Origin of the sequence: Roseomonas sp. OT10 (assembly GCF_020991085.1) — a bacterium.
Taxonomy (GTDB): Bacteria; Pseudomonadota; Alphaproteobacteria; order Acetobacterales; family Acetobacteraceae; genus Roseomonas; species Roseomonas cutis.
Genome location: NZ_CP087719.1, coordinates 1,273,813 through 1,299,397 on the forward strand (window position 1 = coordinate 1,273,813; position 25,585 = coordinate 1,299,397).

A 25,585-nucleotide genomic window follows, 5' to 3' on the forward strand; every position below is an offset into this window, starting at 1 on the left:
GTTCGGCCGCGCGCGACGTGTCGGCCCCCAGATAAGGCAGCCCGGCCCCGGGACCAAGCGTCCTGAGGGGGTTCAGCCGGAGGGGGAGGGGGTGCGGGATCGGTCCGACAGGTTTTCGATATATCGATACTTGACGGGGCGGGTCGTCGCGATATATCGCTGTGGCATGAAATCGATATATCGAAACTCCATCGGAGACCACGGCATGTTCGGACACCACCGCGGCCACGGCCGCTTCTGCGGCGAGGGCCGCCGTTTCCACCGGGGCGAGGGCGGCCGCGAGGGACCCTTCGGCCGGATGCACCGGCGCGGCGGCCGGGGCGGCCGCTTCTTCGAGAGCGGCGACCTGCGCCTCGTCCTGCTCCGCCTGATCGCGGAGAAGCCGCGCCACGGCTACGAGCTGATCAAGGAGGTCGAGGAGCGCCTGGGCGGCAGCTACTCCCCCAGCCCCGGCACCATCTACCCCACGCTCACCCTGCTGGAGGAGCTGGGCCAGATCGCCGTCAGCGCCACCGAGGGCGCCCGCAAGCTCTACGCCGTCACCCCGGAGGGGGAGCGCGTCCTGGCCGAGGCGAAGGCCGAGGTGGACACCCTCTTCGCCCGGATGGAGGCCATGGGGGGCGAGCGCCCGGCCGGGGCCATCCCGCAGGGGCTGCGCGCCATGCACAACCTGAAGATGGCGCTGCGGCTGCGGCTCGCCCGGGGCGACCTCTCCGAGGCCCAGCTCCGGACCATCGTGGCCGCCATCGACACGGCGGCGCAGCAGGTGGAGCAGGCCTGATGCCCACGACCACCGCGCGCGTCCCGACCGCCTCGGCCAGCCGCTACCTGGGCCAGCTGGTCAAGCATTTCGGCCACAAGGTGCCGGCCAGCCAGGAGGGGGACCGGGGCCGGATCGAGTTCGGCTTCGGCACCGTCTCCCTGGCCTCCGGCCCGGAGGCGCTGACCATGACCATCGAATCGCCCGACGCGGAGAACCTGGCGCGCGGCGAGCAGGTCATGGGCAGCCACCTGGTGCGCTTCGCCTTCCGGGAGGAGCTGAACGTCGCCTGGGAGCGGCCGGCCGGGTGAGCCGCCGGCGGGAGCGGGATCAGCCCCGCTTCCGCGCCACCAGGAACGCATCGATCGGCGTCGCCCCCTTGGGCAGAGGCGGGCGGCGCCAGCGCAGCATCGGCCGCCCCACCAGCCCGGCCAGCAGCAGCGCCGCCCACCAGGACCAGGCGTGGCGGAAGTACCGCTCCGGCGCGGTCCGCAGCGGCAGCAGCCGGTGCATCCAGAACAGCGTGGCGGCGTGGCGCGAGGGCGGCAGCGTCTCCGCCCGCAGCACCTCCAGCCCCAGCGCCTCCGCCAGCGCCCGCAGCGCGCCCGGCGTCCACCAGGAAAGGTGGTGCGGCGGCGCGTTCATGGCGAGGTTGGGGATCTCCGTCAGCACGGAGGGCCAGAGCGGCACGCACAGCACCAGCCGCCCGCCGGGCCGCAGGCAGGCGACCATCTCCTCCGCCATCCGGCGCGGGTCCTCGACATGCTCCAGCACCTGGAAGGCGCAGGCGACGTCGTATTCCCCCGGATGCGCCGCCGCGTGTTCGGCCAGGGTCTCGCGCGCCACTCCGGGCACGTCCTGGCCCAGATAGGGGTCCAGCCCCTGCCAGGCGGCACCCGGCGGCAGCAGCCGCTCCAGCCCGCCGCGCCCGGCGCCGACATCCAGCACCCGCTCGCCCGGCGCCACGTGCTTCGCCGCCTCGACGAATTCCGGCCGGGCCTCCGGCGCCTCGGCGGTGGCGTCCAGCGCGCCGAACTGGCGGTAGAGCGCGCGGTAGAAGGCGGCGTCCCCCGCGATCGGCGGGTGGAAGAACATCACCCCGCAGGCGGAGCGGTACAGCCCGATCGCCGGCCCCTCCACCGCGATGGGCGTCGGCCGCACCCCGTGCGACAGCCGCCACAGCGCGTGGAGGAAGCGCCGGCTGAGTCGTTGCACCAGCACGGGGCTGGCATCCCCGGTGACCGGGCAGCGCGGCGCCGTCACGCCACGCCGCCCGGACCCGCGTGCCATGCCCCTGCTGCCGCGCGCCGCTTTGCGCTATCGGGCGGGCAGGTTCGACCGGGGGGAGGGCGCCACATGGCGGATGTGATGGCACGGGACGGCGCGGCGATCACCATCCTGCCGCCCGCAGCCCCCCTGCGCGGCCGGGCCGTGCCGCCCGGGTCCAAGTCGGTCACCAACCGCGCCCTGCTGCTCGCCGGCCTGGCGAAGGGCACCAGCCGCCTGACCGGCGCGTTGCGCAGCGACGACACGCGGCACATGGCCACCGCCCTGCGCGCCCTGGGCGTGACGGTGGAGGAGCCGGATGCCACCACCTTCCTCGTCACCGGCAGCGGGCGGCTCGCCGCGCCGGATGCGCCGCTCTTCCTCGGCAATGCCGGCACGGCGACGCGCTTCCTGACCGCGGCGGCGGCGCTGGCGGACGGGACGGTGGTGCTCGACGGCGACGCGCACATGCGCAAGCGTCCCATCGCGCCGCTGGTGGCCGCCCTGCGCAGCCTGGGCATCGATGCCGAGGCGCCGACCGGCTGCCCGCCCGTCACGGTGCGGGGGCGCGGCGGCTTCGCGGGCGGGACGGTCACCATCGATGCGGGACTCTCCAGCCAGTACGTCTCCGCCCTGCTGATGCTGGCCGCCTGCGGGACGGGCCCGACCACCGTGGCCCTGGCGGGGGATGGGATCGGGGCGCGCGGCTACATCGACCTGACCACCGCCGCCATGGCGGCCTTCGGGGCGCGGGTGGCGGCGGAGGACGGCTCGCGTTGGCGGGTGGAGCCGACCGGCTACGCGGCGACCGACCTTGCCATCGAGCCCGACGCCTCCGCCGCCACCTACCTTTGGGCGGCGGAGGTCCTGACCGGCGGCGCCATCGACCTCGGCGTGGCGGCGCGGGACTTCACCCAGCCGGATGCGAAGGCGTGGGAGATCATCCGGCAGTTCCCCCACCTGCCGCCGGTGATCGACGGCGCGCAGATGCAGGATGCGGTGCCGACCCTGACCGTGCTCGCCGCCTTCAACGCGACGCCGGTGCGCTTCACCGGCATCGCCAACCTGCGGGTGAAGGAATGCGACCGCGTCGCCGCGCTGGCGACGGAGCTGTCGCGCATCCGCCCGGGCCTCGGCGTCGAGGCGGGCGACGACCTGATCGTGGCCTCCGACCCCGGCCTTTCCGGCCAGACCCTGCCCACGCGGATCGAGACCTATGCCGACCACCGCATCGCCATGAGCTTCGCCCTGGCCGGGCTGCGGATCGGGGGGATCACCATCCTCGACCCTGGTTGCGTGGCGAAGACCTTCCCGGACTATTGGGACGTGCTGGCCGGGCTGGGCTTCCGCTACGCCCCTGGCTGACCGGGCGGCCGCCGCGACGCCACCCGCACCCGGTCCGGCGCCGTGACCTCGTAGGTGACGTGGCGCCAGGCGATCCGCCGCGTCCGCAGCGCCGCCCACAGGATGGCGGCGTTCAGCAGGTCCGGCAGCGGCGTCAGCGCCAGGGCGAGCTGCGCCGCCCGCGTGCCGAACGGATCGGGCGCCCCGATGCGCCGGCCCAGCGCACCATGCGCCCACCAGCGCAGCGCGCCCGCCGCCGGCAGAAGGGGCAGCAGCAGGGGCGCCGCGACGGCCAGGGCCAGCCACAGCGCCAGCATCGCCTGCCCCGCGGCGAAGGCCACCCGCCACGTCCCGGGCGCGTAGAGGTGCAGGATGCGGTGCTGGCGCAGGTAGAAGCCCAGCACGGCCCCGGCCGTCCCGGCGAAGGGGCTGGGCACCAGCAGGATGCGCCGGGTCAGCACCCGCAACCCCTCCCGCCGCGCCATGGCGGACAGGGCGAGGTCGTCGGACAGCACCCGCTCCAGCGTCCGGGCCGCCTGCGGCAGCGCCGCCGGCCCCAGCGCCAGCGAGCCGCCCCAGCACAGCGGCAGCATCCCCGAGCGCGGCACCAGCGCCAGCGCCCGGTCCAGCCAGGCCACCGCCTGCGTGGCCAGCCCGCCCCGGGGCAGCAGCCAGCGGTAGCCCGTGACCATGTCGGCGCTGCCATCCAGGATCGGGCTGGCCAGGGTGGAGAGCCACCAGGGCTGCGGCCGGATGTCCGCGTCCAGCAGCACGACGGCGGCTTCCGTGCCGTCCAGCCGCGCCAGGGCGGCGAGTTGGTTGGCGCATTTCTGGCCGCAGTCGGCGGCCTGCGGGGCCTCCACCACCGTGACCGGGAAGGGCAGCGGGGCATGCAGGCCGGCCGCGCGCGCCGCCGCGTCGCCGGCTTCCACGGCCACGATCAGCCGTGCCGGGCGAAGGCTCTGGGCCGCAAGGTCGCCCAGCAGCGCCGGCAGTCCCGGCGGGTTCCCGGCCAGCGGCAGGATCAGCGTCACCGGCCCGTCGCGGCGTACCCCGGCGGGGCGCGCCCGGCGAAGCCAGGCCAGCGGCGCCCAGGCCCAGAAGGCGGCGACCACGACGCCGGGAAGCGCAAGCAGCCAGGCGAGGGCGGGGCCGCTCACGCGCGGGACGGGCCGCGCGGGGAGGGCGATCGGGGGCGGCTGGGCATGGCGCAGGGAGTGTAACCGGCCCGTCCCGCGCCCGGCGAGCCACCCCGCGGCACGGCCATGCCGCCAGGCCGGGGAGGGGCGCCCGGCCCTGGCCGCGCGGCCGGTGTGCCGGGAACAACGGGTCCGGCGCCGCCCGAAGGCGGGACTGGGCGCCGCGACAGGCCGTCGCGGCGCCCGTCGGGCGGCTCAGCCCTTGGCGCGCATCGGCTTCAGCGCCTCGGCCCAGCGCAGCATCTCGTCCAGCATGGACGTCGCGCTGTCGTCGATCAGCGGGTTGGACTGCATCCGGCCATCCTCGCCGATCGCCTTGGCGACCATCGGCACCATCACGCCCTCGACCATCGGCATCATCTTCAGCGTGGTGACCAGCAGCTTCGCCGCCTGCACGGAGCGCAGCCCGCCCGAGGCGCCGCCATAGCTGACGAAGCCCGCCGGCTTGTAGTTCCATTCGCTGTAGACGTAGTTCAGCGCGTTCACGAGGCTCGGCGGCGGGAAGAAGTTGTATTCCGGCGTGACGAAGACGAAGGCGTCGGCCGAGGCGACGCTCTCCGACCAGGCCTTGGTGTGCGCGTGCTGGTACTGCTGCATCCGCGGATGCTTCGGCTCGTCGTAGACGGGCAGGTCGAAGGTCGCGAGATCGACCAGGACGGGATCGAAGCCGCCATGCGCGCGGGCATAGCCGTCGAACCAGTCGGCCACCTTGGGACCGATGCGCCCGGGCCGGGTGCTGGCGATGACGATGTTGAGCTTCAGGGCCAAGAGGAGCCTCCTCGCAGACGGGATGCGGAAGTGTAGGCCCCGGTGCCGTGCCGGGCGAGCCCGTGCCCCGGTGATGCCGGCCATTCACGGGCCTGTGGGGTGCCCCCGGCTGCGATGGCCCTATCCTGCGTCCTTCACGAGCGGAGCCCATCGGCATGAGCTGGCTGCCCTGCGACCCCCCGGTGGAGCACGACACCCCGCCGGAGCCTTCCGTGCAGGCGGTGATCGCGCCGCGCACCAGCGACCTGGGCGGCTTCGAGGTGCGGCGCGTGCTGCCCTCGGTGAAGCGGCGCATGGTCGGCCCCTTCCTCTTCCTCGACCAGTTCGGGCCGGTGGTGTTCCGCCAGGGCGCCGGGATGGATGTCCGCCCGCATCCGCATATCGGCCTGGCCACCATGACCTACCTGCTGGGCGGCAGCATCCTGCACCGCGACAGCCTGGGCAGCGTCCAGGCCATCGCGCCCGGCGCGGTGAACTGGATGACCGCCGGGCGCGGCGTGGTGCATTCGGAACGCACCCCGCCCGACCACCGCGATGGGCAGGAGGTGCTGTACGGCCTCCAGCTCTGGGTCGGCCTGCCGCGCGCGCTGGAGGAGACCGATCCGGGCTTCGTCCACTACGCCCCGCAGGAGGTGCCCTTGGTGCGGGGCGAGGGCGTCACGGCCCGGATCGCGGCGGGGGAGGGATTCGGCGCGCGCTCCGGCGTGCGCACCCTCTCGCCCGCCTTCCTCTACGACCTGACGCTGGAGGCGGGCGCCACCGTGACCCTACCGCCCACCTACGAGGAGCGGGCGCTGCTGCTGCTGGAGGGGACGGTCACGCTCGACGGCACGGACCACGCGCCCGGCCAGCTCCTCGTCCTGGCCCCGGGGCGCCCGGTGGACATCGCCGCGCGCGGCGGCCCGGCGCGCCTCGCGGCCCTGGGCGGCGAGCCCCTGGATGGGCCGCGCCACATCTGGTGGAACTTCGTCTCCTCCCGCAAGGAGCGGATCGAGCAGGCGAAGCAGGACTGGCAGCGCGACCGCTTCAACCTGCCCGTGCCCGGGGAGACGGAGTTCATCCCGCTGCCGGGTTAGCGTGCCTCCGCCAGCACCGAATCCAGCGTCTCCAGGAACAGGTCGGCCTGCGCCCGGCTCAGGCAGAGCGGCGGGCGGATCTTCAGGATGTTCGCCCCCGGCCCGCTGGCGCTGATCAGCACGCGCCGCTCGCGCAGCGCGTTCACCACCCGCGTCGTCTCCGCCGTCGCGGGCGCCTTCGTCTCCCGGTCGCGCACCAGCTCCGCGCCGATGGAGAGGCCGGCGCCGCGCACGTCGCCGATGATCCCGTGCCGTTCGGCCAGCGCCCGCAGCCCGGCCTGCATGTGCGCGCCGACCGCGGCCGCGTTCTCCGGCAGGCGCTCGTCGCGCAGCACCTCCAGCACCGCCATCCCCGCCGCCGCCGAGACGGGGTTGCCGCCGAAGGTGTTGAAGTAGCGCACCTGCCCGCCGAAGCGCTCCAGCAACTCCGGCCGGATCACCATGCCGGCCAGCGGATGGCCGTTGCCCATCGGCTTGCCCAGGGTGACGATATCGGGCTCGACCCCATGCCGCGCGAAGCCCCACATGGCGCCGGTGCGGCCGAAGCCCGGCTGCACCTCGTCGGCGATGAACAGCGCGCCCGCCTCGCGCGCGGCCTGGGCGGCCAGGCGCAGGAAGCCGGCCGGATCGGGGAAGACGCCGTCCGAGGTGAACATCGTGTCCACCAGCAGCGCCGCCGGGCGGATGCCGTGGCGCGCCAGCCCGGCGAAGGCGGCGGCGATGTCGGCGGCGAAGCGTTGCGGCATGTCCGGCCCGCCGCGATAGGCGTCCGGCGGCGCCACCGTCGCGACATGGCGGCCGAGCGGCACGCCCTCTCCCAGGGACGGCGACAGCGCCGCCAGCGCGCTGGTCACGCCGTGATAGGCGAGCGAGGTGACGACGATCCCCTCGCCGCCGGTATGGGCGCGGGCGACGCGCAGCGCGAGGTCGTTCGCCTCCGACCCCGTGCAGGTGAACATCACGTGCCCCAGCGAGGCCGGAAACGTCGCCAGCAGCGCCTCGGCGTAGTCCAGCACCGTCTCGTGCAGGTAGCGCGTGTGGGTGTTGAGCCGCGCCGCCTGCGCCGCGATCGCCGCGACCACGTGCGGGTGCGCATGCCCGACCGAGGCGACGTTGTTGTAGCAGTCGAGGTAGCGGTTCCCCTCCGCGTCGAACAGCCAGGCGCCCTCGCCGCGCACCAGATGCACGGGATGCTCGTAGAACAGCCGGTAGGCCGGGCCGAGCAGGCGCTGCCGCCGCGACACCATCGCCTGCTCGCGCGGGGTGAGCCCGTCCGCCCGCTTCGGGTCGAAGGCGTTGATCATCGCCATGCCTTTCGGCGCCCCGTCATCGGGCATCGCGGTCACTCCTCCAGGGCGTGCGACGGCAGGCGGGCCAGGATCTCCAGCCCGGTGCGGGCACGCGGCATGTTGCGCAGGATATAGGGCGCGTTCTCCGGCTGCCGCCGCGCGCGCCAATGGGTGATCAGCACGGTCAGCGCCATGCGGGTCGCGACCACCGCGGGCAGCAGCGCCGCCTGCTCCGCCGGCAACGGCAGCACGGCGCGGTAGCCGGCCAGGAAGGCCGCCGGCCCCGCGAGCGGCGCATCGCCCGGGCGAAGCAGGTAGGCGCAGGCGGTCGCGACCTCCTGCATCCGCGCGGCGCGGACCATGTCGCCGAAATCGATGATCCCCGACAGCGCCGCGCCCTCCGTCAGCACGTTGTGTGGGTTCAGGTCGTTGTGGATCACTTGGCGCGGCAGCGCGCCCAGCGCGGCTTCCGCCTCGGTCTCGAAGCGCGCGATGGCGTCCTCCGCCAGCCCGCGCAGGGCGGGGTCGCCCACCTCCGGCAGCAGGGCGCGCAGGGACGGCGCCTCGCGGACGTCCCACAGCAGCCGCCGCGTGTCCGCCGGATGCGCGAAGCCCTCCAGCGCCGCGTCCAGCCGCGCGGTCAGGGCGCCCAGCGCCTGCTCCTGCCCCACCGCGTCCGTCAACGGCGTGCCGGGCAGGTAGGTCAGCACCCGCAGCAGGCAGGGCCGCCCGTCCCGTGCCGGATGCGGCACCTCCGTGGCGCCGTCGCGGCCGCGCAGCATGCGGGGCAGGGGGAGGCCGGGGTCTGCCGCTTCCAGATGCAGCAGCGCCGCGCTCTGGAAGCCGGTGATCGCCGGGTCCTCGTCCGGATGCGCCACCTTCACCAGCAGCGGCGCGGCGCCGTCGCGGTCCAGGCGGAAGTTGCGGTCCCGCTCCCCGGCCAGCGGCGCCAGCACGCCCCGCACGCCATAGGACGCGGCGAGCGCATCCAGCAGCGCCGCCTCGTCGATCCCCGGCGGGGCGGCCAGGATCAGCGGATCGGTGAGCGGGTCGCGGGCGGGATCGGCGGGCATGCGGGCCTTTCGCGAAGGCGCGCAGAGTGCCACGCCGGGCGCCGCTATCGCCAGCGGCGGTGCATCCACAGCCACTGGCCGGGATGCTCGCGGATCCAGCCGGCGATGACGTCGTTCATCGCCTGGGTCGCGCCCGCCACGTCGATCAGCCCCTCCGCGTCGCGCGGCAGGTCGATGGGGTCGGTCAGCTCCAGCCGGAAGCGCCCGCCGGGTAGGCGGATGGCGCGCGCGCCGCGCACCGGGCAGTCGAAGCGCCGCGCGAGGTTGGCGAGCAGCGGGTTGGCGGCGGCCTCGCGCCCCAGGAACTGGATTCGCGGCCCGCGGCCGAAGCGCTGGTCCACCAGCATCCCCACCAGCGCGCCGTCCTGCAGCGCCTTGGCCATCTTGGTCGGCGCCATCAGCCCGGCGGGGATCAGCTCGCCCATCAGCCCGCGCCGCAGTTCCAGGATGATCCGCGCGATCGCCGTGTTGTTGGGCGTGCGGTACAGCACCGAGGCACGCACCCCGTGCTGCGCCGCGGCCACGGCCGGCAGCTCCCAGTTGGCCAGGTGGCTGGCGAAGACCAGCACCGGCCCGCCGGCGGCGCGCAGCTCCACGAATCGCGCGGCGGTGGCGTCGTCGATCTCGATCCGCCCGTCCGGCCGGCGCTCCTCGGTCAGGTCCCAGATGCGGTCGAGATGGACGTACTCCCCGGCGACGCGGCCGAGATTGTCCCAGGCCTCGCGCATCACCCCCGCACGCCAGGCCGCCGTCTGCTCCGGGAAGCTCGCCGCGACATTGGCGGCGCCGATCCGGTGCGCCGGGGTGAGGGGACCGAGCGTGCGCGCCACCGCCCCGCCCAGGCGCGGGCCGAGATCCGGTCCCAGCGCCCGCATCACCGCGAAGGCGCCGCGGACGAGGAGGGCCAGCGCGGTGTCGGCCAGTCCCATCGGGGCGGACACCTAGAGCGTGACGACGATCTTGCCGAAGACTCTGCGGCTCTCCAGCCGGTCCAGCCCCTCGGTGAAGCGCTCCAGCGGGATCACCGTGTCCAGCACGGGCGTCATGCCGCCGGCCATCTTCGCCAGCCCGTCCGCGACGTTGCGCATCGAGGCGCCGAAGGAGCCGAAGATCCGCAACTGGCGCTGGAACAGCATCATCAGGTTCATCTCCGCCGTGACGCCGGAGGTGGAACCGCAGGTGACCAGACGCCCGCCCATCTTCAGCGCCAGCATGGAGCCGTTCCAGGTGGAGGCGCCGACATGCTCGAACACGACATCCACGCCCTTCTTGCCGGTCAGGCGGCGGGCGACGGTGGGGAAGTTCTGCGTGGTGTAGTTGATGACGTGGTCGGCGCCGAGCGCCTTCGCCTTCTCGCACTTCTCGTCGTCGCCGGCGGTGGCGATGACGGTGCAGCCCAGCGCCTTCGCCTCCTTCACCGCGATGGTGCCGATGCCCGAGCCCGCGGCCTGGACGAGGATGGTCTCGCCCGGCTCCAGCTTCGCGTTGTCGAACAGCATGTGCTCGACGGTGGAGAAGGTGATGGCGGCGCAGGCGGCGTCGTTGGTGGCGACGCCCTGCGGCACGCGCACCAGCAGGCGCTCGGGCATGTTCACCCGCTCGCAGGCGAAGCCGTCGAGGTGGAAGCCCATCACGCCCTGCACGTTCTCGCACAGGTTGTCGCGCCCCTCGCGGCAGGCGCGGCAATGCCCGCAGGTCTGCGCGCCATAGGGCGCGGCGCGGTCGCCGGGCTTCCAGGCGGTGACGCCCTCGCCGACGGCGACGACCTCGGCCACCGCCTCGGCCCCGGTGCAGATCGGCAGCTTGCGCTGGGCGAAGGCCATGCCACGCCAGCCCCAGACGTCGATGTGGTTCAGCGCGACGGCCAGGACGCGGAGCTGCACCTCGCCCGGCCCGGGCGGCGGCGGCGGGGCGATGTCCTCCAGCCGCAGGTCGCGGTCGCCGTGCAGGCGCAGCGCGCGCATCAGCGGCGGCTCCGGTCGATGGTCCGCATCACTTCGGCTCCCGCGAGAGGACGAGGCAGGTGTTCTGGCCGCCGAAGCCGAAGGAGCTGGACAGCACGTGCCGCACCGTGGCGTCGCGCGCCACGTTCGGCACCACGTCGAGCGTGATGCTCGGGTCGGGCTCGTCGTAGTTGATGGTGGGCGGCAGGCGCTGGTCGCGCAGGGTGAGCAGGCTGAACACCGCCTCCAGCGCCCCGGCGGCGGAGAGGGTATGGCCGATCATCGACTTGTTGGAGGAGATGGGCGGCGCGTTCTCGCCGAAGACGGCGCGCATGCCGAAATTCTCCATCTTGTCGTTCTCGGGCGTGCCCGTGCCGTGCGCGTTGACATAGGAGATGTCGCCCGGCTCCAGCCCCGCATCGGCCAGCGCGTTGCGCATGGCGCCCAGGATGGCGCGGCCGTCCGGGTTGGAGCGGGTGCGGTGGAAGCTGTCCGCGCGCTCGCCCGCGCCGGAGACGATGCCGATGATGGTCGCCCCGCGCGCCACGGCGGCGTCGTAATCCTCCAGCACCAGCGCGGCCGCGCCCTCGCTCATCACGAAGCCGGCGCGGTGCTTCTCGAAGGGCCGGCTCGCCTTCTCCGGCTCCTCGTTGCGGGTGGAGAGCGCCGAGAGCAGCGAGAAGCGGATCAGCGATTCCGGCTGCACCGTGCCGTCCGCGCCGACAGCGATGCAGGCGGCGCACTCGCCGCGCTGGATCGCCTCGACGCCGAGCTGGATCGAGGTCGCGCCCGTGGCGCAGGCGGTGGTGGTGCTGATCGGCGCGCCGCGCGTGCCGAAGCGGGCAGAGAGGCGCTCGCCGATACCGGCGAAGACGATCGCCTCGTGGATCTCCGGGTGCCGGGTCACGGCGGGGACCATCTCGGCATAGGTCGGGCCGGATTCCTGCGCCAGGGTGAAGCGGTCGGGCCACTCCATCTCGACCGGCGGCATGCCCAGGAAGAGCGGGCCGGGGAAGTCGCCCGGGGCGCCCAGCCCGGCCATGGCCAGCGCCTCCTCCATGGCGAGGCTCGCCAGCTTCTCGACCCGCACGGGGCTGGAATAGGGGGTGCGCCCCGCCTCCTCCGGCAGGTCCACCGTGCCGGCGATGGTGGTCTTCAGGTGCTCGGTCGGGAAGCGCGTGATCCGCCGGATGCCCGACTTCCCGGCCAGCAGCGCCGACCAGTTGTCCACGATGCCGAAGCCCAGCGGGGTGACGGCGCCGATGCCGGTGACGGCGACGACGCGCCGCCCGAAATGGTCCTGCACGGGCTCAGCCCTCCGCCTTTGCCGATGGGGCGCGCGAGACGCTGGCCAGCGCCTCGCCGCGCCACTGGCCGAAGCCGGTCACCAGGATGCGGTCCGGGGCCTCCGCCTCGCCCGCATCGGCCGGGTCCAGCGCCGGGTAGAAGCCGCCGCGCGACAGGGCCAGCGCCGCCAGCGCCACGTTCACCGGGAAGGCCGCCTCCACGCCATGGCCGATCAGGCTGCCGGGGCGGCGGATGGCCGCACCCTCCAGCCCGGCCAGGAAGCCCTGCTCCTCCGCCCAGGCGCCGGGCGCGCCGGAGGCCGCGGAGATCACCGCGGGCGCCGGGCCGCCGACCTTCCCCAGCAGCGCCTCGGCCGCCTCGCGGGAGCGGCCGGGCGCCTCGCGATGGGTCCAGTCGGTGGCGACGGCATCCAGCCGGGCCAGCGGCGTCGCGCCGCGGGCGGCGGCGTGGGCCGCGGTCTCCAGCACCAGGAAGCAGGCCATGCTGCCCAGCACCGCGCCCGGCCCGGCATCGCTGGCCGCGCGGGTGGAGAGCGGCGCGAAGGGCCCGCGCCACAGCCCGCCGCCGCCCTGGTAGAGGATCAGCATGTCCCAGCGCGCCGCGACGAAGGCGCCGCCGACCAGGGCGATCTCGCCGCGCCCCTCGGACAGCCGCGCGCGGGCGATGCGCAGCGCGTCGGCCGCTGCGGATTCCTCGCCCATGAAGGTGCGCGAGGAGCCGGTGACGCCGTGGACGATGGAGATGTTGCCGGCGACGAGGTTCGAGAGCTGCGCCAGGAACAGCGTCGGCCGCAGCCCGGTCGCCAGCATCTCGTTCAGCCGGGCGCCGTCGTTGGAGCCGGCCAGCGCCGCGGTGATCTGCTCGTCCAGCGCCACGTCGCGCTCGCCCCCGCCGGCAGCGACCAGCAGGTGCATGTCGGCGACGAGGTCGCGCGCCCCGGCATCGTCCAGCGCGAGGCCGGCGGCATAGGTGCCCAGGCGCTGCCAGGGCTCCATCTGCCGCTGGTCGCCGCGCTTGGGGATCTGGCGGTCCAGCTCCAGCGCGGGCAGCGGGTGGTGCGGCCAGGGGGCGAAGGCGGCCTCGTCCACGACCGGCGCGCGGCCGGTGCCGGTCAGCGCCTCCCAGTGCGCCTCGCGCCCCTCGCCGAGCGAGGTGACGAGGCCGATGCCCGTGATGACGACGTCGCGCTGGCTGTTCATTCGCTGGCGATCCCGGGCAGGCCGATCCGTTCCGCCGTGGCGCGCATCGCGGCCTCCAGCTCCGGGGCGGGGAAGGGCATGATGCGCAGCACGATCTCCGCGTCGCAGAGCCGCTTGCCGCCGCTCATGATCCGCGCCTCCGTCACCGCGTAGCCGGAGCCGTCATGCGTGAGCTTCGAGGCGATCTCCAGCTTCGCGCCCGGCCCGACGAAGGAGCGGAACTTCGCCTCCTTCACGCTGGCCAGGAAGGGCATGGCGGAGAAGCGGTTGCGCCCCAGCAGCAGCCAGCCGCTGGCCTGGGCCATGGTCTCGGTCAGCAGCACGCCGGGGACCAGCGGATAGCCGGGGAAGTGTCCCTCGAAGACCGGCGAGGCGTCGGGGACCGTGCTCTCGATCGCGATGCTCTCCCCGTCGAAGGAGAGCACCCGGTCGATCATCTGGAAGTATTCGAGGCGCAAGGATTCCTCAGCCCGCCTTGGCGGCGACCAGCTCCTCGACCCGGTCGGCGAGGTTCTTCATGACGAAGTAGTGCTCGGCCGGGGCGTTGCCAGCATTCACCTCCTGGGTCCACTTCTCGACCGGCACCTTGATGCCGAACTCCTTGTCGATCGCGAAGACGATGTCCAGGAAGTCCAGGCTGTCGATGCCCAGGTCCTCGGTCACGTGGCTGTCGGGGGTGATCTTCTCGCGCGGCACTTCGGAGTTGGCGGCGATGATGTCGGCGATGCGCTCGAAGGCCGAGGCCATGGACGGCTCCTGGGAACGGGCCCGTCATGGCGGGGCCGGAAGGGTGCGGGCACGGCGCGCCAACGCCCGGCGCCCCCCTCGGGGCCGGGACGTTACGCGGTGGGTCAGGGGGCGGGTGATGGACCGGAAACGGCCCGGGTGTCCAGAGCCGGCGTCGCGGGGCTGACCGGCAGCGCCGTACCGCGCCGGGGCGCGAGCCGCCGAAGCGCCTGGTCCGCCAGCAGCGCCAGCCAGGCGGTGAACAGCCCGCCCTGCAGCACCCAGGCGGCGTTGCCGTTGGCCAGCCCGGTCACGATCGGCGTCCCCAGGCAGCGCGCCCCGGCCACCGCGCCCACGGCAGCGGTGGCGACCGTCAGCACCACCGCGACCCGCAGCCCCGCCAGCACCACCGGCCGGGCCAGCGGCAGCTCGACCGACCACAGCCGCCGCGCCGGGCCCATCCCGGCGCCCCTCGCGGCGTCCAGCACCCCTGGCGGCACCCCGTCCAGCCCGGCCACGGCCGCGCGCATCACCGGCAGGGCAGCGTAGAGCACCAGCGCCAGCAGGGTCGGCGCGGCGCCGAAGCCCAGCAGCGGCAGGGCGAGGGCGATCACCGCCACCGGCGGCACCGCCTGGGCCAGGGAGAAGACCGCATCCAGCAGCGGCCGCAGCCCGCGCCCGGCCGGCCGTGTCGCCAGCACCCCGGCGCCCAGGCCCAGTGCGGCCGCCGCCAGCGCCGCGCCGAGCGACAGGGCGAGATGCTGGCCCAGCAGCGAGAACCAGGATTCGGAGGTCCAGACGGGCCGCGACACCTCCGGGAACAGTCCGCCCCAGATGGCCCCCAGATGCGGCGCGGCGGCCAGGGCGGCCAGGAAGGCAGCGGCGTTCAGAGCGACCGGCGCCCAACGTCGCACGCCTCAGCCCCCGGCCAGCAGGTCGGCCAGCCGCAGCACCCGCGCCCCCGGCAGGGCCACGGCCTCGCTGCGCCGGTCGAGCATCAGCAGCAGCGCCTGCTTCAGGCTGGCCTCGCCGGGCAGCGCCGGCAGGCCCTCGGCCGCGCCCGGGCGGGCCAGGGCTCCGGCCGGGCGGGTGGCGAGGCGGTGGAAGGCGAGGCTCTCCTCGCCCAGCAGCCGCCGCACCGTCGGGCCGGCCGCGGGCCCCAGCACCTCGCCGGGGCTGCCCCGCGCCACCACCCGGCCGGCCTCCAGCACGACGAGGGTGTCGGCCAGCACCAGCGCCTCCTCCACGTCATGGGTGACGAAGAGGATGGTCTTGCCGGTCGCCGCGTGGATGCGGCGGATCTCCCGCTGGAGCGTCCGCCGCGTCGCGGGGTCCAGGGCGGAGAAGGGCTCGTCCATCAGCAGCACGGGCGGGTCGGCGGCCAGCGCCCGGGCCAGCCCGACGCGCTGCGCCTGGCCGCCGGACAGCTCGTGCGGCCAGCGCGCCGCGTACTCGGCGGGCGGCAGGCCGACCAGGGCGAGCAGCTCCGCCACCCGCGCCGCGATCCGCGCCTCCTCCCAGCCGAGCAGGCGCGGCACCGTCGCCACGTTCTCCGCCACCCGCCAGTGCGGGAACAGCCCGACCGACTGGATGACGTAGCCGATGCCCCGGCGCAGCGCCTCCGGGTCCTCGCCCGCCACGTCGCGCCCGCCCAGCAGCACGCGGCCGGAGGAGGGCTCCACCAGGCGGTTCACCATCCGCATCAGCGTGGACTTGCCGGAGCCGGATTCGCCCAGCAGGACGCAGAAGGACCCGGCCGGGACGCCCAGGCTGACGCCGTCCACCGCCGCGCGCGCGCCGTAGCGGCGGCTCACCGCCTCGAAGCGGATCATGCCGCGCCTCCTCCCGGCGACAGCGCCCGCTGCACGGCGCCCAGCCCGGCATCGGCGGCGAGCGACAGGGCCACCACCGGCAGCACGCCGAGCAGGATCAGGTCGGCCGCGAGCTGCCCGACGCCGAGGAAGACCAGCCGCCCCAGCCCGCCGCCGCCGACCAGCGCGGCCAGGGTGGCGAGCCCCACCGCCTGCACCGCCGCCACCCGCACCCCGCCCAGGATGGCGCCCGCGCCGAGCGGCAGGCGGACCCGGCGCAGCACCTGCCGTTCGCTCATCCCCTGGCCGGTGGCGGCGTCCAGCACCCCCGGGGGCGCGGCGCGCAGCCCGGCGAGGGTGGCGGCGGCGACCGGCAGGACGAGGTAGGCCGCGATCCCCAGCACCGCCGGGGCCGGCCCGATCCCCGCCACCCCCAGCGCCCGCAGCGCCGGCACGGCATGGGCCAGCGCCGCGAGCGGCGCCATCAGCAGGCCGAACAGGGCTATGGAGGGCACCACCTGCAACCCGTTCGCCACGGCCAGCAGCCCGGCCTCCAGCCGTGGCCGGCGCAGCGCCAGGAGGCAGAGCGGCAGCGACACGGCCAGCCCCAGGGCAAGCGCCAGCCCGGCCAGCAGGACGTGCTCCGCCAGGGCGCCGCGCAGCTCCGCGCCCCGGTTGGCGGCCTCGCGCAGCAGCGACAGGGCGTCGAGCCGGCCGGATCCCGCGAGCGCGGCCGAGCCCCCCAGGGCGAGCAGCAGGAACAGCATGGGCGGCCGCCCATGCCCGGCGGCGCAGCAGCCGGCCGCCAGGGGCAAGGCGAGCAGCGCCAGCCAGACCCCGGCGGCCGGCGAGGCGCGGGCGAGGGACGGCAGGCCGGCCAGCGCCGCCTCCGCCGCCAGCCCCACGGCCAGCAATAGGGCGAGGAAGGCGATCGCCGCCGCGACCTCCGCCCGGGCAAGGCGGCGCGCGTCCCGCGCCCACCAGGCGAGCGCGGCGCAGGCGGCCAGGAACGCCGCGACCGCCACCAGCACCCCGGGCGAGGCGGGCAGCGGCACCGGGCGGGGGCTGAGCAGCCGGTTCGGCGCCGCGGACAGCCAGCCCAGCAGGAAGGGCGCGCCCGCCGCCACGGCCGCGAGCAGCGCCGTGGCCGGGGCCTCGCGCGGCGCCGGGGCGGTCACGGGGCGCCGGTCAGCCGATGCCGAGCGTCTTCAGGTGCTCGCGCGCCACCTCGCGCGCATCCCGGCCCTCCACCACCACCCGGCTGTTCAGCCTCTGGAGCGTCTCCAGCGACAGCGAGGCGAAGACGGGGTTCAGCCACTCGCCGAGCCGCGGATGCGCCTTCGCCACCGCGCCGCGCACCACCGGGGCGGGGCGGTAGACGATCTGCGCCCCCTTGGGGTCGGCCAGCACCTTCAGGTCCAGCGCGGCGATGGCGCCGTCCGTGCCGTAGACCATGGCGGCGTTCACCCCGTTCAGCCGCTCCGCCGCCGCGCGCATCGTCACCGCCGTGTCGCCGCCGGCCAGCACCACCAGCCGGTCGGGGGGCAGGGTGAAGCCGTAGACCCGCTGGAAGGCGGGCAGGGCGGCCGGGCTCTCCACGAACTCGGCCGAGGCGGCGAGCTTGAACGGCCCGTTCGCGGCGAGGTGGCGGGCGAGGTCCTCCAGGCTGGCGAGCCGGGCGCTGGCGGCGAGGTCCGAGCGCACGGCGATGGCCCAGGTGTTGTTGGCCGGGGAGGGCTCCAGCCAGACCAGGTCGTTCCTCTCCGCGTCCAGCGCCTTCACCTTGGCCGCACCCGCGGCCGGGTCGTGCCAAGCGGGGTCGCTCTCCATCTGGAAGAAGAAGGCGCCGTTGCCCGTGTATTCCGGATAGACGTCGATCTCCCCGGCCAGGATGGCACCGCGCACGATCCGCGTCGGGCCGAGCTGGAGCTTGCGCTCCACCGGCACGCCCTTCGCCGCCAGCACCTGGGCGATCATCTCGCCCAGCAGCGCCCCTTCCGTGTCGAGCTTGGAGGCGACCACCACCGGCCGGCCCTGCGCCCGCGCGGCCAGGGGCAGGGTGGCGGCCAGCGCGCCGAGCAGCGCGGCGCGGCGGGTGGGCGAGGGGAGGGCGAGGGGCATCCGGCGGCGCTCCAGGGCGGGGACACGAATCGGTCGTGAGGGCGCCGGTCGCGCCGCGCCGCCGATCCCTGGTGCCAGCCTCGCCCGGCGGCCGCCGGGCGGGAAGGGGCCCGCGCCGCCGCTCGGAAGGATGTGAAGCCGCGCCCGGACGGCGGGCGCGGCTTCAGGCCGCCGCCGGATGGCGGGCGGCGGCCTGCCCGATGAACCCCGCCTGGCCGGACAGCTCCGCCGCCGCCTCCCGCAGCAGCGCGGTATCGACCCGCGGATCGGCGGCCAGGCGGTCCGCCGCCCGCCGCAACGCCCGCGCCGCCCGGCCCGGCTGCGTCCCGACCTGGCGGAGCCGCGCCAGCGCCAGCGCCAGCGGCCGCGCCACCCGCGCTTCCAGCCCGGGCTCGCGCAGCACCTCGTCCAGGTGCAGCACGGCGGAGCCGAGCAGCAGCAGGGCGAAGCCGCCTTCCGCCACCTGCGCCCGGCTGGTGCCGGTCTTCTCCGCCCAGCGCACCAGCCGCAGCACGCGATGGTACAGCCGCGCGCGCCAGACCGGGCGATGCAGTGAGGCACCGCGCCGCGCCGCCATGGCCTCGACCTCGCGGACCATCATGCCCGAGAGCATCCGCAGCCGCCGGCGGCCATCCACGGGGAAGACCAGGTGGAAGGCGAGCAGCCCGATGGCCGGGCCCAGCAGCACGGCCGCGCCCACCGTCAGCGAATGCTCCAGGCTGCCGGCCAGCGGCCAGCTGGGCTGGAGGAGGAGGAGCAGGACCATGTTGGCATCGAAGCCGACCGGCCCGCTGCCGCGCCGGTGGCCGAACAGCACCCCGCCGGCCAGGATGAAGGGGAGCATCAGGGCCACCAGCCCCGCCTCGCCGCCGGCCAGCGGCCAGGCCAGCCAGCGGCAGGCCAGGGCGGCGGCGATGCCGATCGCCTGGCCCAGCAGGACCTGCGGCAGGATCCGCGTCGGCTGGTCCGCGGTGGAGAAGACCGTGGTCATGATGGCGGTGCCGAGCAGCATGAACACGCCCGCCTCCCAGCCCGTCGCCAGCCAGAGGGCGCCGACCGTGGCGTTGACCGCGACGGCGCGCAGCATCGCCTCGCGCGCGCCGACCCAGTCCCGATGCAGGGGCACGCCGCCCGGACCCGCCCCCGGTGCCTCGCCCGCCGCCGCGGCCAGTGCGGTCAGCGCCTCGCGCAGCAGGGGATCGTTCCCGGCGAGCGCGGCCGCCCGTTGCAGCGGGGCGGGCGCCGGATCGTCCGCCGCCTCGCGCAGCGCCGCTGCCAGCGCCTCGTGCGGGCCGGGAGAGGGCGGACGCCGCATCCAGAGCAGCAGGGCGACCTGGGCGGAGAGCAGGCGGCGGACCGACCGGACCATGGCGCGGGAGCGCAGGGAGCCGGCCGCATGGCTGTCCAACCCGTCCTCGATCGCCGCCATCCCGGACAGCAGGCGCTCGTCCTCCTCCGCCGGCCTCGGCCCGCGGCCGGCCAGATGGGCGGCCGCCGCGGCCAGCAGACGGGCGGAGAGGTCCCGGGCCCGCCGCGCCGGGTCCGCGGGATCGGTGGCGGCGGCGAAGATCCAGCCGAGCGCCAGCGCCACCGCCACGCCGACCAGCACGGTCAGCATGCGGTCGATCCCGATGGCGAGCGGGCTGGCCCAGCGCGCGCTGTGCAGCAGCGCCACCATCGCGGCCGAATAGCCCGCCAGGATCGCGCCGTAGGAGGCGAAGCCGCGCAGCAGGTTGCCCGCCCCGGCGCAGAGGCCGAGCCAGAGCGCGAGGCCGGTCACGATCCACCAGGGGTCGTTCCCCGCCGCCAGCAGCAGCCCCATGCCGAAGGCCGAGCCCGCCACCGTGCCGAGGGCGCGGAAGAGGCCCTTCTCCAGCAGATGGCCGCGGACGGGCAGGGAAGCGGCCCAGACCGTCATGCCCGACCACTGCGGATGTTCCAGCCCCAGCAGCCAAGCCAGCACCACCGCGCAGCAGGCGGCGAGCGCGGTGCGCAGGGCGAAGCGCAGCCGGGCCGGGTCGAAGCCCAGCCGCTCCAGCCTCACGGCGGGGCTCATGGGCCGGAGGCGCCGTCGCGGAGGTGGCGGATGCGCGCGTCGATCCGTTCCAGCGCGTGGGTCAGCGCCTCCATCCGGGCATCGTCGAGGTCGGCGAGCATCGCCTCCTCCGTCTCGATCAGGATGCGCCGGATCTCCGCCACGGCCACCTGCCCGGCCGGGGTGAGGAACAGGAGGTTGGAGCGCCGGTCGGCCGGGTCCTGCCGTCGCTCGATCAGCCCCTTGCCGGCCAGGATATCGAGCAGCCGGACGAGGCTGGAGCCGTCGATGCCGACGCGGGCGGCCAGCTCCGTCTGGGAGATGCCGCCACCGCTGCGATCGATATGGATCAGCGGCGGCCAGGTGGCATCGGAAAGGCCAAGGCCGGCGAGGCGGGCATCCACCGCTGCGCGCCAGCGCCGGGCGGTTCCGACGAACAGCATGCCGAAGCGGGCCCGCAGGGAGGAAGAGGAATCCATGGCGATATGGTATGATACCAATAATTGGTATTCAAGTTATATGCGCGGCATCGTACTGCTGCTGCCCTGTCGGCACATCCCGCATGGCGCCGGGTCCGGGCCATCGTCCGGGTGAGGCGAAGCGGGACGGCAGGACCTGCCACGCCGAAGCGGCGCCGTGACCGATGGTTGCCGGCAGCCCCGCCATGATCCTTGCGAAAGGGACGCGCACCCGGGCGGCGCGGCGCGGGACTGTCGATCGGGCGAACGGCGGCCTGGTGCGGGCGGTCGGACTCGAACCGACATGTCCGTGAGGACGGCGGATTTTGAGTCCGCTGCGTCTACCATTCCACCACGCCCGCCAGCGGGCCACCAAGTCCGGCCCGCGCCCGTGGCCTCCCCCTATAGCGGAACCGGCCGCGACACGACAGCCCCGGCCGCCCGGGCGGCCGCCGTCAGCCGGGGATGGGCGCCGCCGCGGCCCGCCCGGGGGCCTCGGCACCATGGGTCGGGAACTCGCCCGGCGCCGTCACCTCCAGCATCTCCAGGTCGTCGCTGTGTTCCACCTCGCGGTGGCGGACGCCCGGGGGCTGCATCACGCTGTCGCCGGGCTCCAGCAGCACCTCGCCGACATCCTCGTACTCGAAGCGCACCCAGCCGCGCAGCACCAGCACGAGCTGGAAGGCCAGGTCGTGCGTGTGCCACTGCGGCTTCGGCCCCTCGCCGGGGACGGCGCGGATCACGTGCGCCCCGAAGGCGCCGCCGGTCGCCTCCCGCACGCCCAGGTCGCGGTAGGCGAAGAAGGCGCGCAGCCCGGCATCGTAGCCGGCACCGGCAGCCTTGGAGACGGTGGTCCGCATCCTCTGTCCTCCTTCACGCCGGCCGTCAGGTCAGCGGCTGGTCGCAATGCGTCCGGAACCCCTCCCGCTGCCGCAGCCGCGCGTACCATGCGGCGAGGTTCGGCAGCTCCGGCCGCTGCACGGGCAGGGCGTACCAGCGGTGCACGAACGGACCCAGCGCGATGTCGGCGAGGGAGAAGGCGCCTGCCACGTACTCCTCCCCGGCCAGCCGCGCATCCAGGATGCGCCACAGCCGCTCCGCCTCGTCCCGCGCCTTCGCCGCTGCCACGAGGTCGCGCTCCGGTTCCGGGAGGCGGATGAAGGTATAGAAAATGGTCGCCATCTGGGGCGTCAGCGTGCCGAGCTGCCAGTCCAGCCATTGGTCCACCAGCCCGCGGCCGCGCGGCTCCTCCGGGTAGAGCGCGATGCCGCCGGGCCGCGTCCGCGCCAGGTAGCGCAGGATGGCGTTGCTCTCCCACAGGACGAAGCCGTCATCCTCGATGGTCGGGATCAGGCTGTTCGGGTTGATCGCCCGGTAGGCCGCGTCGCGGGTCCGGCCGAAGACGCCGCCGGCATCCTCGCGCCTGTAGCCCAGCTGCAGCTCGTGGCAGAGCCAGAGGACCTTCATCACGTTGCTGCTGTTGGTCCGGCCCCAGATCGTCAGCATCGCGTCATCCTTCCCCCCTGGCCGCAGCCCGTCCCGCGACGGTGGCGCAGATGGCGGCGGCGGGGAAGCCGTCCCCCTGGCCCGATGGAAGGGGAATGGCAGGGCGGCGTGCAGCCGCCTTGCCGGCCCAGGGGGCAGGCCGCAGGTTGCGCGCATGACCCTTCGACGTGCTGCCCTCGCGCTCGCCCTGCTGGCTGCCGCGGCGCCGCTTCTCGCCATGGCCTCGGAAGGCTGGCTGGGCCTCGCGCCCTGCGCCCTGTGCCTGTGGCAGCGGTGGCCCTACTGGCTCGCCGTGGCGCTGGCCCTCGCGGCCGCCGCGCTGCGCTCCCGCGCGTTGCTCGCCCTGGCCGGGGTGGCGGTGCTGGCCTCCGCCGCGATCGCCGGGCTGCATGTCGGGGTGGAGCAGCACTGGTGGCCCTCGCCGCTGCCGTCCTGCGCGGCGCCGGTCTCCACGGGCGGCGGCACCGTCGACGACCTGATGCGCAGCCTCGCCGCCAAGCCGGCCAAGCCCTGTGACGCCCCGGCCTTCCTCATCCCCGGGCTGCCCGTCTCCATGGCAGCGATGAACCTCGTCTATGCGTTGGCCCTCGGTGGCTGGGCGCTATGGGCGGCCCGCCGGGGTGGGAGGGCGTGAGCATGGCGGCGACGATCCGGGGCGGGGCCCGTCGGCCGGCACGGGCCGGCGCGCCGGCCTGACCGCATGATCCGACGCGGCAAAGGGACGGGCGGGGCCAATCTGGCCGGAGGGCTGGCCATGGCGATGCTGGCCGGCTGCGGCGCCCCGGAACTGCCCCGCCTGCCGGAGCTGCCGCGCCTGCCGGAACTGTCGGGCCTGCCCGAGCTGCCGAGCCTGCCGGAGCTGCCGGGCCTTCCCGGCCTGTCACGCTGGCTGAACCGGCCGCTGCCGCCACCGCCGGCGCCGGACGAGGGGCCTGAGCCGCTGGAGATCGCCGGCGCCCGGCTGCCCGCCGAGGCGAGGGGCTTCCGCATGATCGGCCTGCCCGCCGCCGATCCGACCCCGGGCGAGCGGGAGGGCCTGATCGCCCGCTATGAGATCGAGGGCGGGGCCGCGAGCATCCGCCTCTTCGCCCCCACCGACGGGCCGGTGCCGGATGGGCCGGATACCCCGCTGGCGCGGGAGCTGCTGGCGGAGGCGGGGCGCGGCCTGCCCGCGGCGGGCGGCCGGGCCGGTGGCACGCGCCGCTCCGCCGCCATGGCACGGGAGGGCACGCCGCTGCTGCGCTGCCTGATGCACGAGACGCCGCGGCCGCCGGCGCAGGTGGTGACCACGGAGTTCGTCTGCGCCACGGGAACCGCGGGCCGGCTCTTCCTGCTGCGCGCCACCATCCGCCACGGCGCGCGGGAGCGGGTGGCGGTGGCGCGGACGGTGATCCTGTTCGGCGTGGAGGCCATCGAGGCGCTGTCCGGCCTGCCGCCGCTGCCGCCGGGCGTGCGCTTCACGGGGATGGCCGCCGGCTGGATGGTGGCGCGGGCCGGATCGGGGTCGGCGCCGGCCTGACCGGGCACACGGGTCGGGTCGCGCGGCGCCCGTGCGTTCCCACGGGAACGGTGACTTGCCGGAACGACATGCTACGGTGACGCCAGCGGAACAGGAGCCTGGCGCATGGGCGAAGAATGGCAGCCGAAGCCCCCGACGATCGGCGACAACGGCATGCCGGTCTATCCGCTGGATCCCAACACCGGCGTTCCGACGACCCCTTACGTGAAGATCCTGTCCGACGTGGACGCGGTGAAGAACGGCCTGGCCTGGGGCGAGGCGACGAATGCCTATGTCCGCCGCTACATGACCATCGGCGCCAGCAACAAGGTGTCCGACCTGATCAGCTCCGGCCTCCAGTCCCTCCGCTGCGTGTCGCAGGCGCGGGCGGAGGAGGATGCCGTCGCGTCGCAGTACGGCGCCTGGGACTTCCAGATGAAGATTGCGGAGATCGCCAAGCGCCGTGGTTGCGGCAACTGCAACGAGCAGACGGCCATCGCCCTGTGGTTCCTCTCGGGCTACGGGCAGGTGCCGCTGGACGGCATCGAGTGGGAAGGCGGCGACCACCGCATGGCGCTGCTGGGACGGCAGGCCGGCGACGTGTACGACCTTTCGACCTGGGGGCCGCGCGCCGTGGTCGTCGATCCGTGGAACGGCGTGACCTATCCTGCGGCGGAGTTCCGCCAGCACCGGGGCTCCAGCGAACGCTGGTCGCACTTCGCCCGCAAGGAGAGGTGAGGGCCGGCCCGTCTGCGCCCGGCCTGCTTGCGCCCGACCGGGTGGACCCGGACCCGGTGGGCCCGCCTCAGCCCTCCAGCTCGCTGTCCCAGTAGAGGTAGTCGCGCCAGCTCTCGTGCAGGTAGTTCGGCGGGAAGCCGCGGCCGTTGTCCTGCAATTCCCAGGAGGTGGGCTGGCGCGGCGTGACCCGCGGCAGCATCTGGCACTCGCGCGGCAGCTTGGAGCCCTTGCGCAGGTTGCAGGGGCCGCAGGCGGTGACGACGTTCTCCCAGCTCGTCCGCCCGCCGCGCGAGCGGGGGATGACGTGGTCGAAGGTCAGCTCCGGCGTCGGGAAGCCCTGGCTGCAGTACTGGCAGGCGAAGTGGTCGCGCAGGAAGACGTTGAAGCGGGTGAAGGCCGGCCGCCGCGCCGCGGGGATGTACTCGCGCAGCGCGATGACGCTGGGCAGGCGCATGGTGAGCGTGGGCGAATGCACCGCATGCTCGTACTCGCTGAGCACCGAGACCCGGTCCAGGAACACCGCCTTCACCGCGTCCTGCCAGGACCAGAGCGATAGCGGGTAGTAGGACAGCGGACGGAAATCCGCGTTCAACACCAATGCGGGGAATGTCTGGCCGCCGTCGGGCAAGCGCCGCTCCCGTGCCGTTGTCGGGACACGGGCCACCAGCGCTGGGGCCGACCCGGGCGGTCAGGCCCCAGATGCAGTGGCGCCGCCCGATACGCCCCAAGGTGTGCCACGCACCACGCCGCGTCGCAACACCACCGCCGCAGACGTCACGCAGGCGTCACGCGGCGTGCCAGGAAAGCCGCGCCGGCGGCCAAGCCGGCCGCGTCGATGCCGTGCCCCAGCCCGGGGATGAAGCGCGCCTCCACCGCCGCGCCGAGTCCGCGCAGCGCGGCTTCCGCCAGCTGCGACGCCTGTGCCGGCACGACCTCGTCGGCCAGACCGTGCACCAGCAGGACGGGCGGCAGCGGGCGGGTGGCCTCCGCGGCCAGGGTCGCGGGATCGAGCAGCGCCCCGGCATAGGCGAGGATTCCGGCAGGCGGGACGGCACGGCGCAGCCCGGCATGCAGCGCCATCATCGCCCCCTGGCTGAAGCCCATCAGGGTGAGGGCCGAGTCGGGCAGCCCCTCCCGCGCCAGGATCGCGGCGAGCCGGGCCTCCAGCGCGGGCGCCGCCGCCCGGATGGCGGCCGCCAGCACCGCCGGCCGGCGGTCGGAGAGAGGGAACCACTGCCGGCCGAAGGGGGCCTCGGCATAGGGGTCGGGCGCGTCGAGCGACAGGAACAGCGCGTCCGGCGCGGCGGTGGCCCATTCCGCGGCCAGGTCGATCAGGTCGTCCGCATCGGCGCCGACCCCGTGCAGCAGCACCACCAGCCGCCGCGGCGCGCCGCCCGATCGCGGGTCACGGCGCCTCTCGCCCGTCCGATCCATCCTGCGCCGTCCTTCCTGTGCCGGGGGGCTTCC

General features: G+C 74.9%; 28 protein-coding genes and 1 tRNA gene. 7 read left to right on the forward strand and 22 right to left on the reverse strand.

The window, feature by feature from the left end; genetic code table 11:
• The first annotated feature begins 205 nt into the window (after positions 1-205).
• Both LPC08_RS05800 and LPC08_RS05805 read left to right on the forward strand, forming a co-directional pair.
• Positions 206-781 carry a PadR family transcriptional regulator gene (locus LPC08_RS05800; RefSeq protein ID WP_230451768.1) on the forward strand — a complete coding sequence of 192 codons (576 nt, stop codon included), beginning with the start codon at positions 206-208 and terminating at the stop codon, positions 779-781.
• Complete coding sequence (locus tag LPC08_RS05805) at positions 781-1,071, forward strand: DUF2218 domain-containing protein (protein ID WP_230451769.1); 291 nt, start codon at positions 781-783, stop codon at positions 1,069-1,071. Before LPC08_RS05800 ends, LPC08_RS05805 begins: the two co-directional genes overlap by 1 nt.
• Before the next feature lie 19 nt (positions 1,072-1,090).
• On the opposite strand, the gene LPC08_RS05810 is transcribed toward LPC08_RS05805, so the two are convergent.
• On the reverse strand, positions 1,091-2,050 hold the full coding sequence (locus LPC08_RS05810; RefSeq protein WP_230451770.1) for a class I SAM-dependent methyltransferase: 960 nt from the start codon (positions 2,048-2,050) through the stop codon (positions 1,091-1,093).
• 66 nt (positions 2,051-2,116) lie between these two features.
• Here LPC08_RS05810 and aroA point away from each other — a divergent pair, with 66 nt between their 5' ends.
• Complete coding sequence (gene aroA, locus LPC08_RS05815; RefSeq protein ID WP_230451771.1) at positions 2,117-3,391, forward strand: 3-phosphoshikimate 1-carboxyvinyltransferase; 1,275 nt, start codon at positions 2,117-2,119, stop codon at positions 3,389-3,391.
• Here the strand turns inward: aroA and LPC08_RS05820 are convergent.
• Positions 3,376-4,530, reverse strand: a complete 1,155-nt coding sequence (locus tag LPC08_RS05820; RefSeq protein WP_230451772.1) for a glycosyltransferase — start codon at positions 4,528-4,530, stop codon at positions 3,376-3,378. The genes aroA and LPC08_RS05820 overlap by 16 nt on opposite strands.
• 234 nt (positions 4,531-4,764) lie before the next feature.
• The gene (locus LPC08_RS05825; protein WP_230451773.1) at positions 4,765-5,337 is read right to left on the reverse strand and encodes an NADPH-dependent FMN reductase; all 573 of its coding nucleotides are present in this window, start codon (positions 5,335-5,337) and stop codon (positions 4,765-4,767) included.
• Positions 5,338-5,492: 155 nt separating this feature from the next.
• On the opposite strand from LPC08_RS05825, the gene LPC08_RS05830 reads away from it, so the two are divergent.
• Complete coding sequence (locus LPC08_RS05830; RefSeq protein WP_230451774.1) at positions 5,493-6,413, forward strand: pirin family protein; 921 nt, start codon at positions 5,493-5,495, stop codon at positions 6,411-6,413.
• On the opposite strand, the gene LPC08_RS05835 is transcribed toward LPC08_RS05830, so the two are convergent.
• From LPC08_RS05835 to LPC08_RS05915, 17 genes are all read right to left on the reverse strand, one after another.
• Positions 6,410-7,717 (reverse strand): aspartate aminotransferase family protein, encoded by a 1,308-nt coding sequence (locus LPC08_RS05835; RefSeq protein ID WP_441295838.1) that lies wholly within the window; start codon positions 7,715-7,717, stop codon positions 6,410-6,412. The genes LPC08_RS05830 and LPC08_RS05835 overlap by 4 nt on opposite strands.
• A 38-nt stretch (positions 7,718-7,755) precedes the next feature.
• Positions 7,756-8,775, reverse strand: a complete 1,020-nt coding sequence (locus LPC08_RS05840; RefSeq protein WP_230451775.1) for a phosphotransferase — start codon at positions 8,773-8,775, stop codon at positions 7,756-7,758.
• 44 nt (positions 8,776-8,819) lie between these two features.
• Positions 8,820-9,704: a lipid A biosynthesis lauroyl acyltransferase gene (locus LPC08_RS05845; protein WP_230451776.1), complete on the reverse strand. Its 885-nt coding sequence runs from the start codon at positions 9,702-9,704 to the stop codon at positions 8,820-8,822.
• A 12-nt stretch (positions 9,705-9,716) separates the two neighbouring features.
• The gene (locus tag LPC08_RS05850; RefSeq protein WP_230451777.1) at positions 9,717-10,739 is read right to left on the reverse strand and encodes a zinc-binding dehydrogenase; all 1,023 of its coding nucleotides are present in this window, start codon (positions 10,737-10,739) and stop codon (positions 9,717-9,719) included.
• Between the two features lie 28 nt (positions 10,740-10,767).
• The gene (locus LPC08_RS05855) at positions 10,768-12,024 is read right to left on the reverse strand and encodes a beta-ketoacyl-ACP synthase (RefSeq protein WP_230451778.1); all 1,257 of its coding nucleotides are present in this window, start codon (positions 12,022-12,024) and stop codon (positions 10,768-10,770) included.
• A gap of 4 nt (positions 12,025-12,028) precedes the next feature.
• Complete coding sequence (locus LPC08_RS05860) at positions 12,029-13,225, reverse strand: beta-ketoacyl-ACP synthase (protein WP_230451779.1); 1,197 nt, start codon at positions 13,223-13,225, stop codon at positions 12,029-12,031.
• Positions 13,222-13,683: a 3-hydroxyacyl-ACP dehydratase FabZ family protein gene (locus LPC08_RS05865; protein WP_230451780.1), complete on the reverse strand. Its 462-nt coding sequence runs from the start codon at positions 13,681-13,683 to the stop codon at positions 13,222-13,224. The genes LPC08_RS05860 and LPC08_RS05865 overlap by 4 nt, the downstream gene beginning before the upstream one ends.
• A 7-nt stretch (positions 13,684-13,690) precedes the next feature.
• Positions 13,691-13,972 (reverse strand): acyl carrier protein, encoded by a 282-nt coding sequence (locus LPC08_RS05870; RefSeq protein WP_230451781.1) that lies wholly within the window; start codon positions 13,970-13,972, stop codon positions 13,691-13,693.
• 104 nt (positions 13,973-14,076) lie between these two features.
• Positions 14,077-14,865 carry an ABC transporter permease gene (locus LPC08_RS05875; RefSeq protein ID WP_230451782.1) on the reverse strand — a complete coding sequence of 263 codons (789 nt, stop codon included), beginning with the start codon at positions 14,863-14,865 and terminating at the stop codon, positions 14,077-14,079.
• A 3-nt stretch (positions 14,866-14,868) separates the two neighbouring features.
• Positions 14,869-15,783, reverse strand: a complete 915-nt coding sequence (locus LPC08_RS05880; protein ID WP_230451783.1) for an ABC transporter ATP-binding protein — start codon at positions 15,781-15,783, stop codon at positions 14,869-14,871.
• Entirely contained in the window at positions 15,780-16,940 is a 1,161-nt protein-coding gene (locus LPC08_RS05885) for an ABC transporter permease (protein WP_230451784.1), read from the reverse strand. Before LPC08_RS05885 ends, LPC08_RS05880 begins: the two co-directional genes overlap by 4 nt.
• Before the next feature lie 10 nt (positions 16,941-16,950).
• Positions 16,951-17,883: a glycine betaine ABC transporter substrate-binding protein OsmF gene (osmF, locus tag LPC08_RS05890; protein WP_230451785.1), complete on the reverse strand. Its 933-nt coding sequence runs from the start codon at positions 17,881-17,883 to the stop codon at positions 16,951-16,953.
• Positions 17,884-18,046: 163 nt separating this feature from the next.
• The gene (locus LPC08_RS05895; RefSeq protein WP_230451786.1) at positions 18,047-19,939 is read right to left on the reverse strand and encodes an FUSC family protein; all 1,893 of its coding nucleotides are present in this window, start codon (positions 19,937-19,939) and stop codon (positions 18,047-18,049) included.
• Complete coding sequence (locus tag LPC08_RS05900) at positions 19,936-20,397, reverse strand: MarR family winged helix-turn-helix transcriptional regulator (RefSeq protein ID WP_230451787.1); 462 nt, start codon at positions 20,395-20,397, stop codon at positions 19,936-19,938. Before LPC08_RS05900 ends, LPC08_RS05895 begins: the two co-directional genes overlap by 4 nt.
• A 255-nt stretch (positions 20,398-20,652) precedes the next feature.
• Positions 20,653-20,738: transfer RNA gene (locus tag LPC08_RS05905), tRNA-Leu, on the reverse strand.
• Between the two features lie 93 nt (positions 20,739-20,831).
• A complete protein-coding gene (locus LPC08_RS05910) occupies positions 20,832-21,236 on the reverse strand; it encodes a cupin domain-containing protein (protein WP_230451788.1) in 405 nt (134 codons plus the stop codon).
• 25 nt (positions 21,237-21,261) lie between these two features.
• Positions 21,262-21,882 carry a glutathione S-transferase family protein gene (locus tag LPC08_RS05915; protein WP_230451789.1) on the reverse strand — a complete coding sequence of 207 codons (621 nt, stop codon included), beginning with the start codon at positions 21,880-21,882 and terminating at the stop codon, positions 21,262-21,264.
• A 154-nt stretch (positions 21,883-22,036) separates the two neighbouring features.
• Here LPC08_RS05915 and LPC08_RS05920 point away from each other — a divergent pair, with 154 nt between their 5' ends.
• From LPC08_RS05920 to LPC08_RS05930, 3 genes are all read left to right on the forward strand, one after another.
• Positions 22,037-22,516: a disulfide bond formation protein B gene (locus LPC08_RS05920; RefSeq protein WP_230451790.1), complete on the forward strand. Its 480-nt coding sequence runs from the start codon at positions 22,037-22,039 to the stop codon at positions 22,514-22,516.
• A gap of 120 nt (positions 22,517-22,636) precedes the next feature.
• Positions 22,637-23,401, forward strand: coding sequence for a hypothetical protein (locus LPC08_RS05925; RefSeq protein ID WP_230451791.1), 765 nt, complete (start codon positions 22,637-22,639; stop codon positions 23,399-23,401).
• Positions 23,402-23,506: 105 nt separating this feature from the next.
• On the forward strand, positions 23,507-24,118 hold the full coding sequence (locus LPC08_RS05930) for a hypothetical protein (protein WP_230451792.1): 612 nt from the start codon (positions 23,507-23,509) through the stop codon (positions 24,116-24,118).
• A gap of 67 nt (positions 24,119-24,185) precedes the next feature.
• Here the strand turns inward: LPC08_RS05930 and LPC08_RS05935 are convergent, their stop codons facing one another.
• The gene (locus LPC08_RS05935; protein WP_230451793.1) at positions 24,186-24,746 is read right to left on the reverse strand and encodes an HNH endonuclease; all 561 of its coding nucleotides are present in this window, start codon (positions 24,744-24,746) and stop codon (positions 24,186-24,188) included.
• A gap of 146 nt (positions 24,747-24,892) precedes the next feature.
• Complete coding sequence (locus tag LPC08_RS05940; protein ID WP_230451794.1) at positions 24,893-25,552, reverse strand: alpha/beta hydrolase; 660 nt, start codon at positions 25,550-25,552, stop codon at positions 24,893-24,895.
• Positions 25,553-25,585 lie beyond the last annotated feature (33 nt).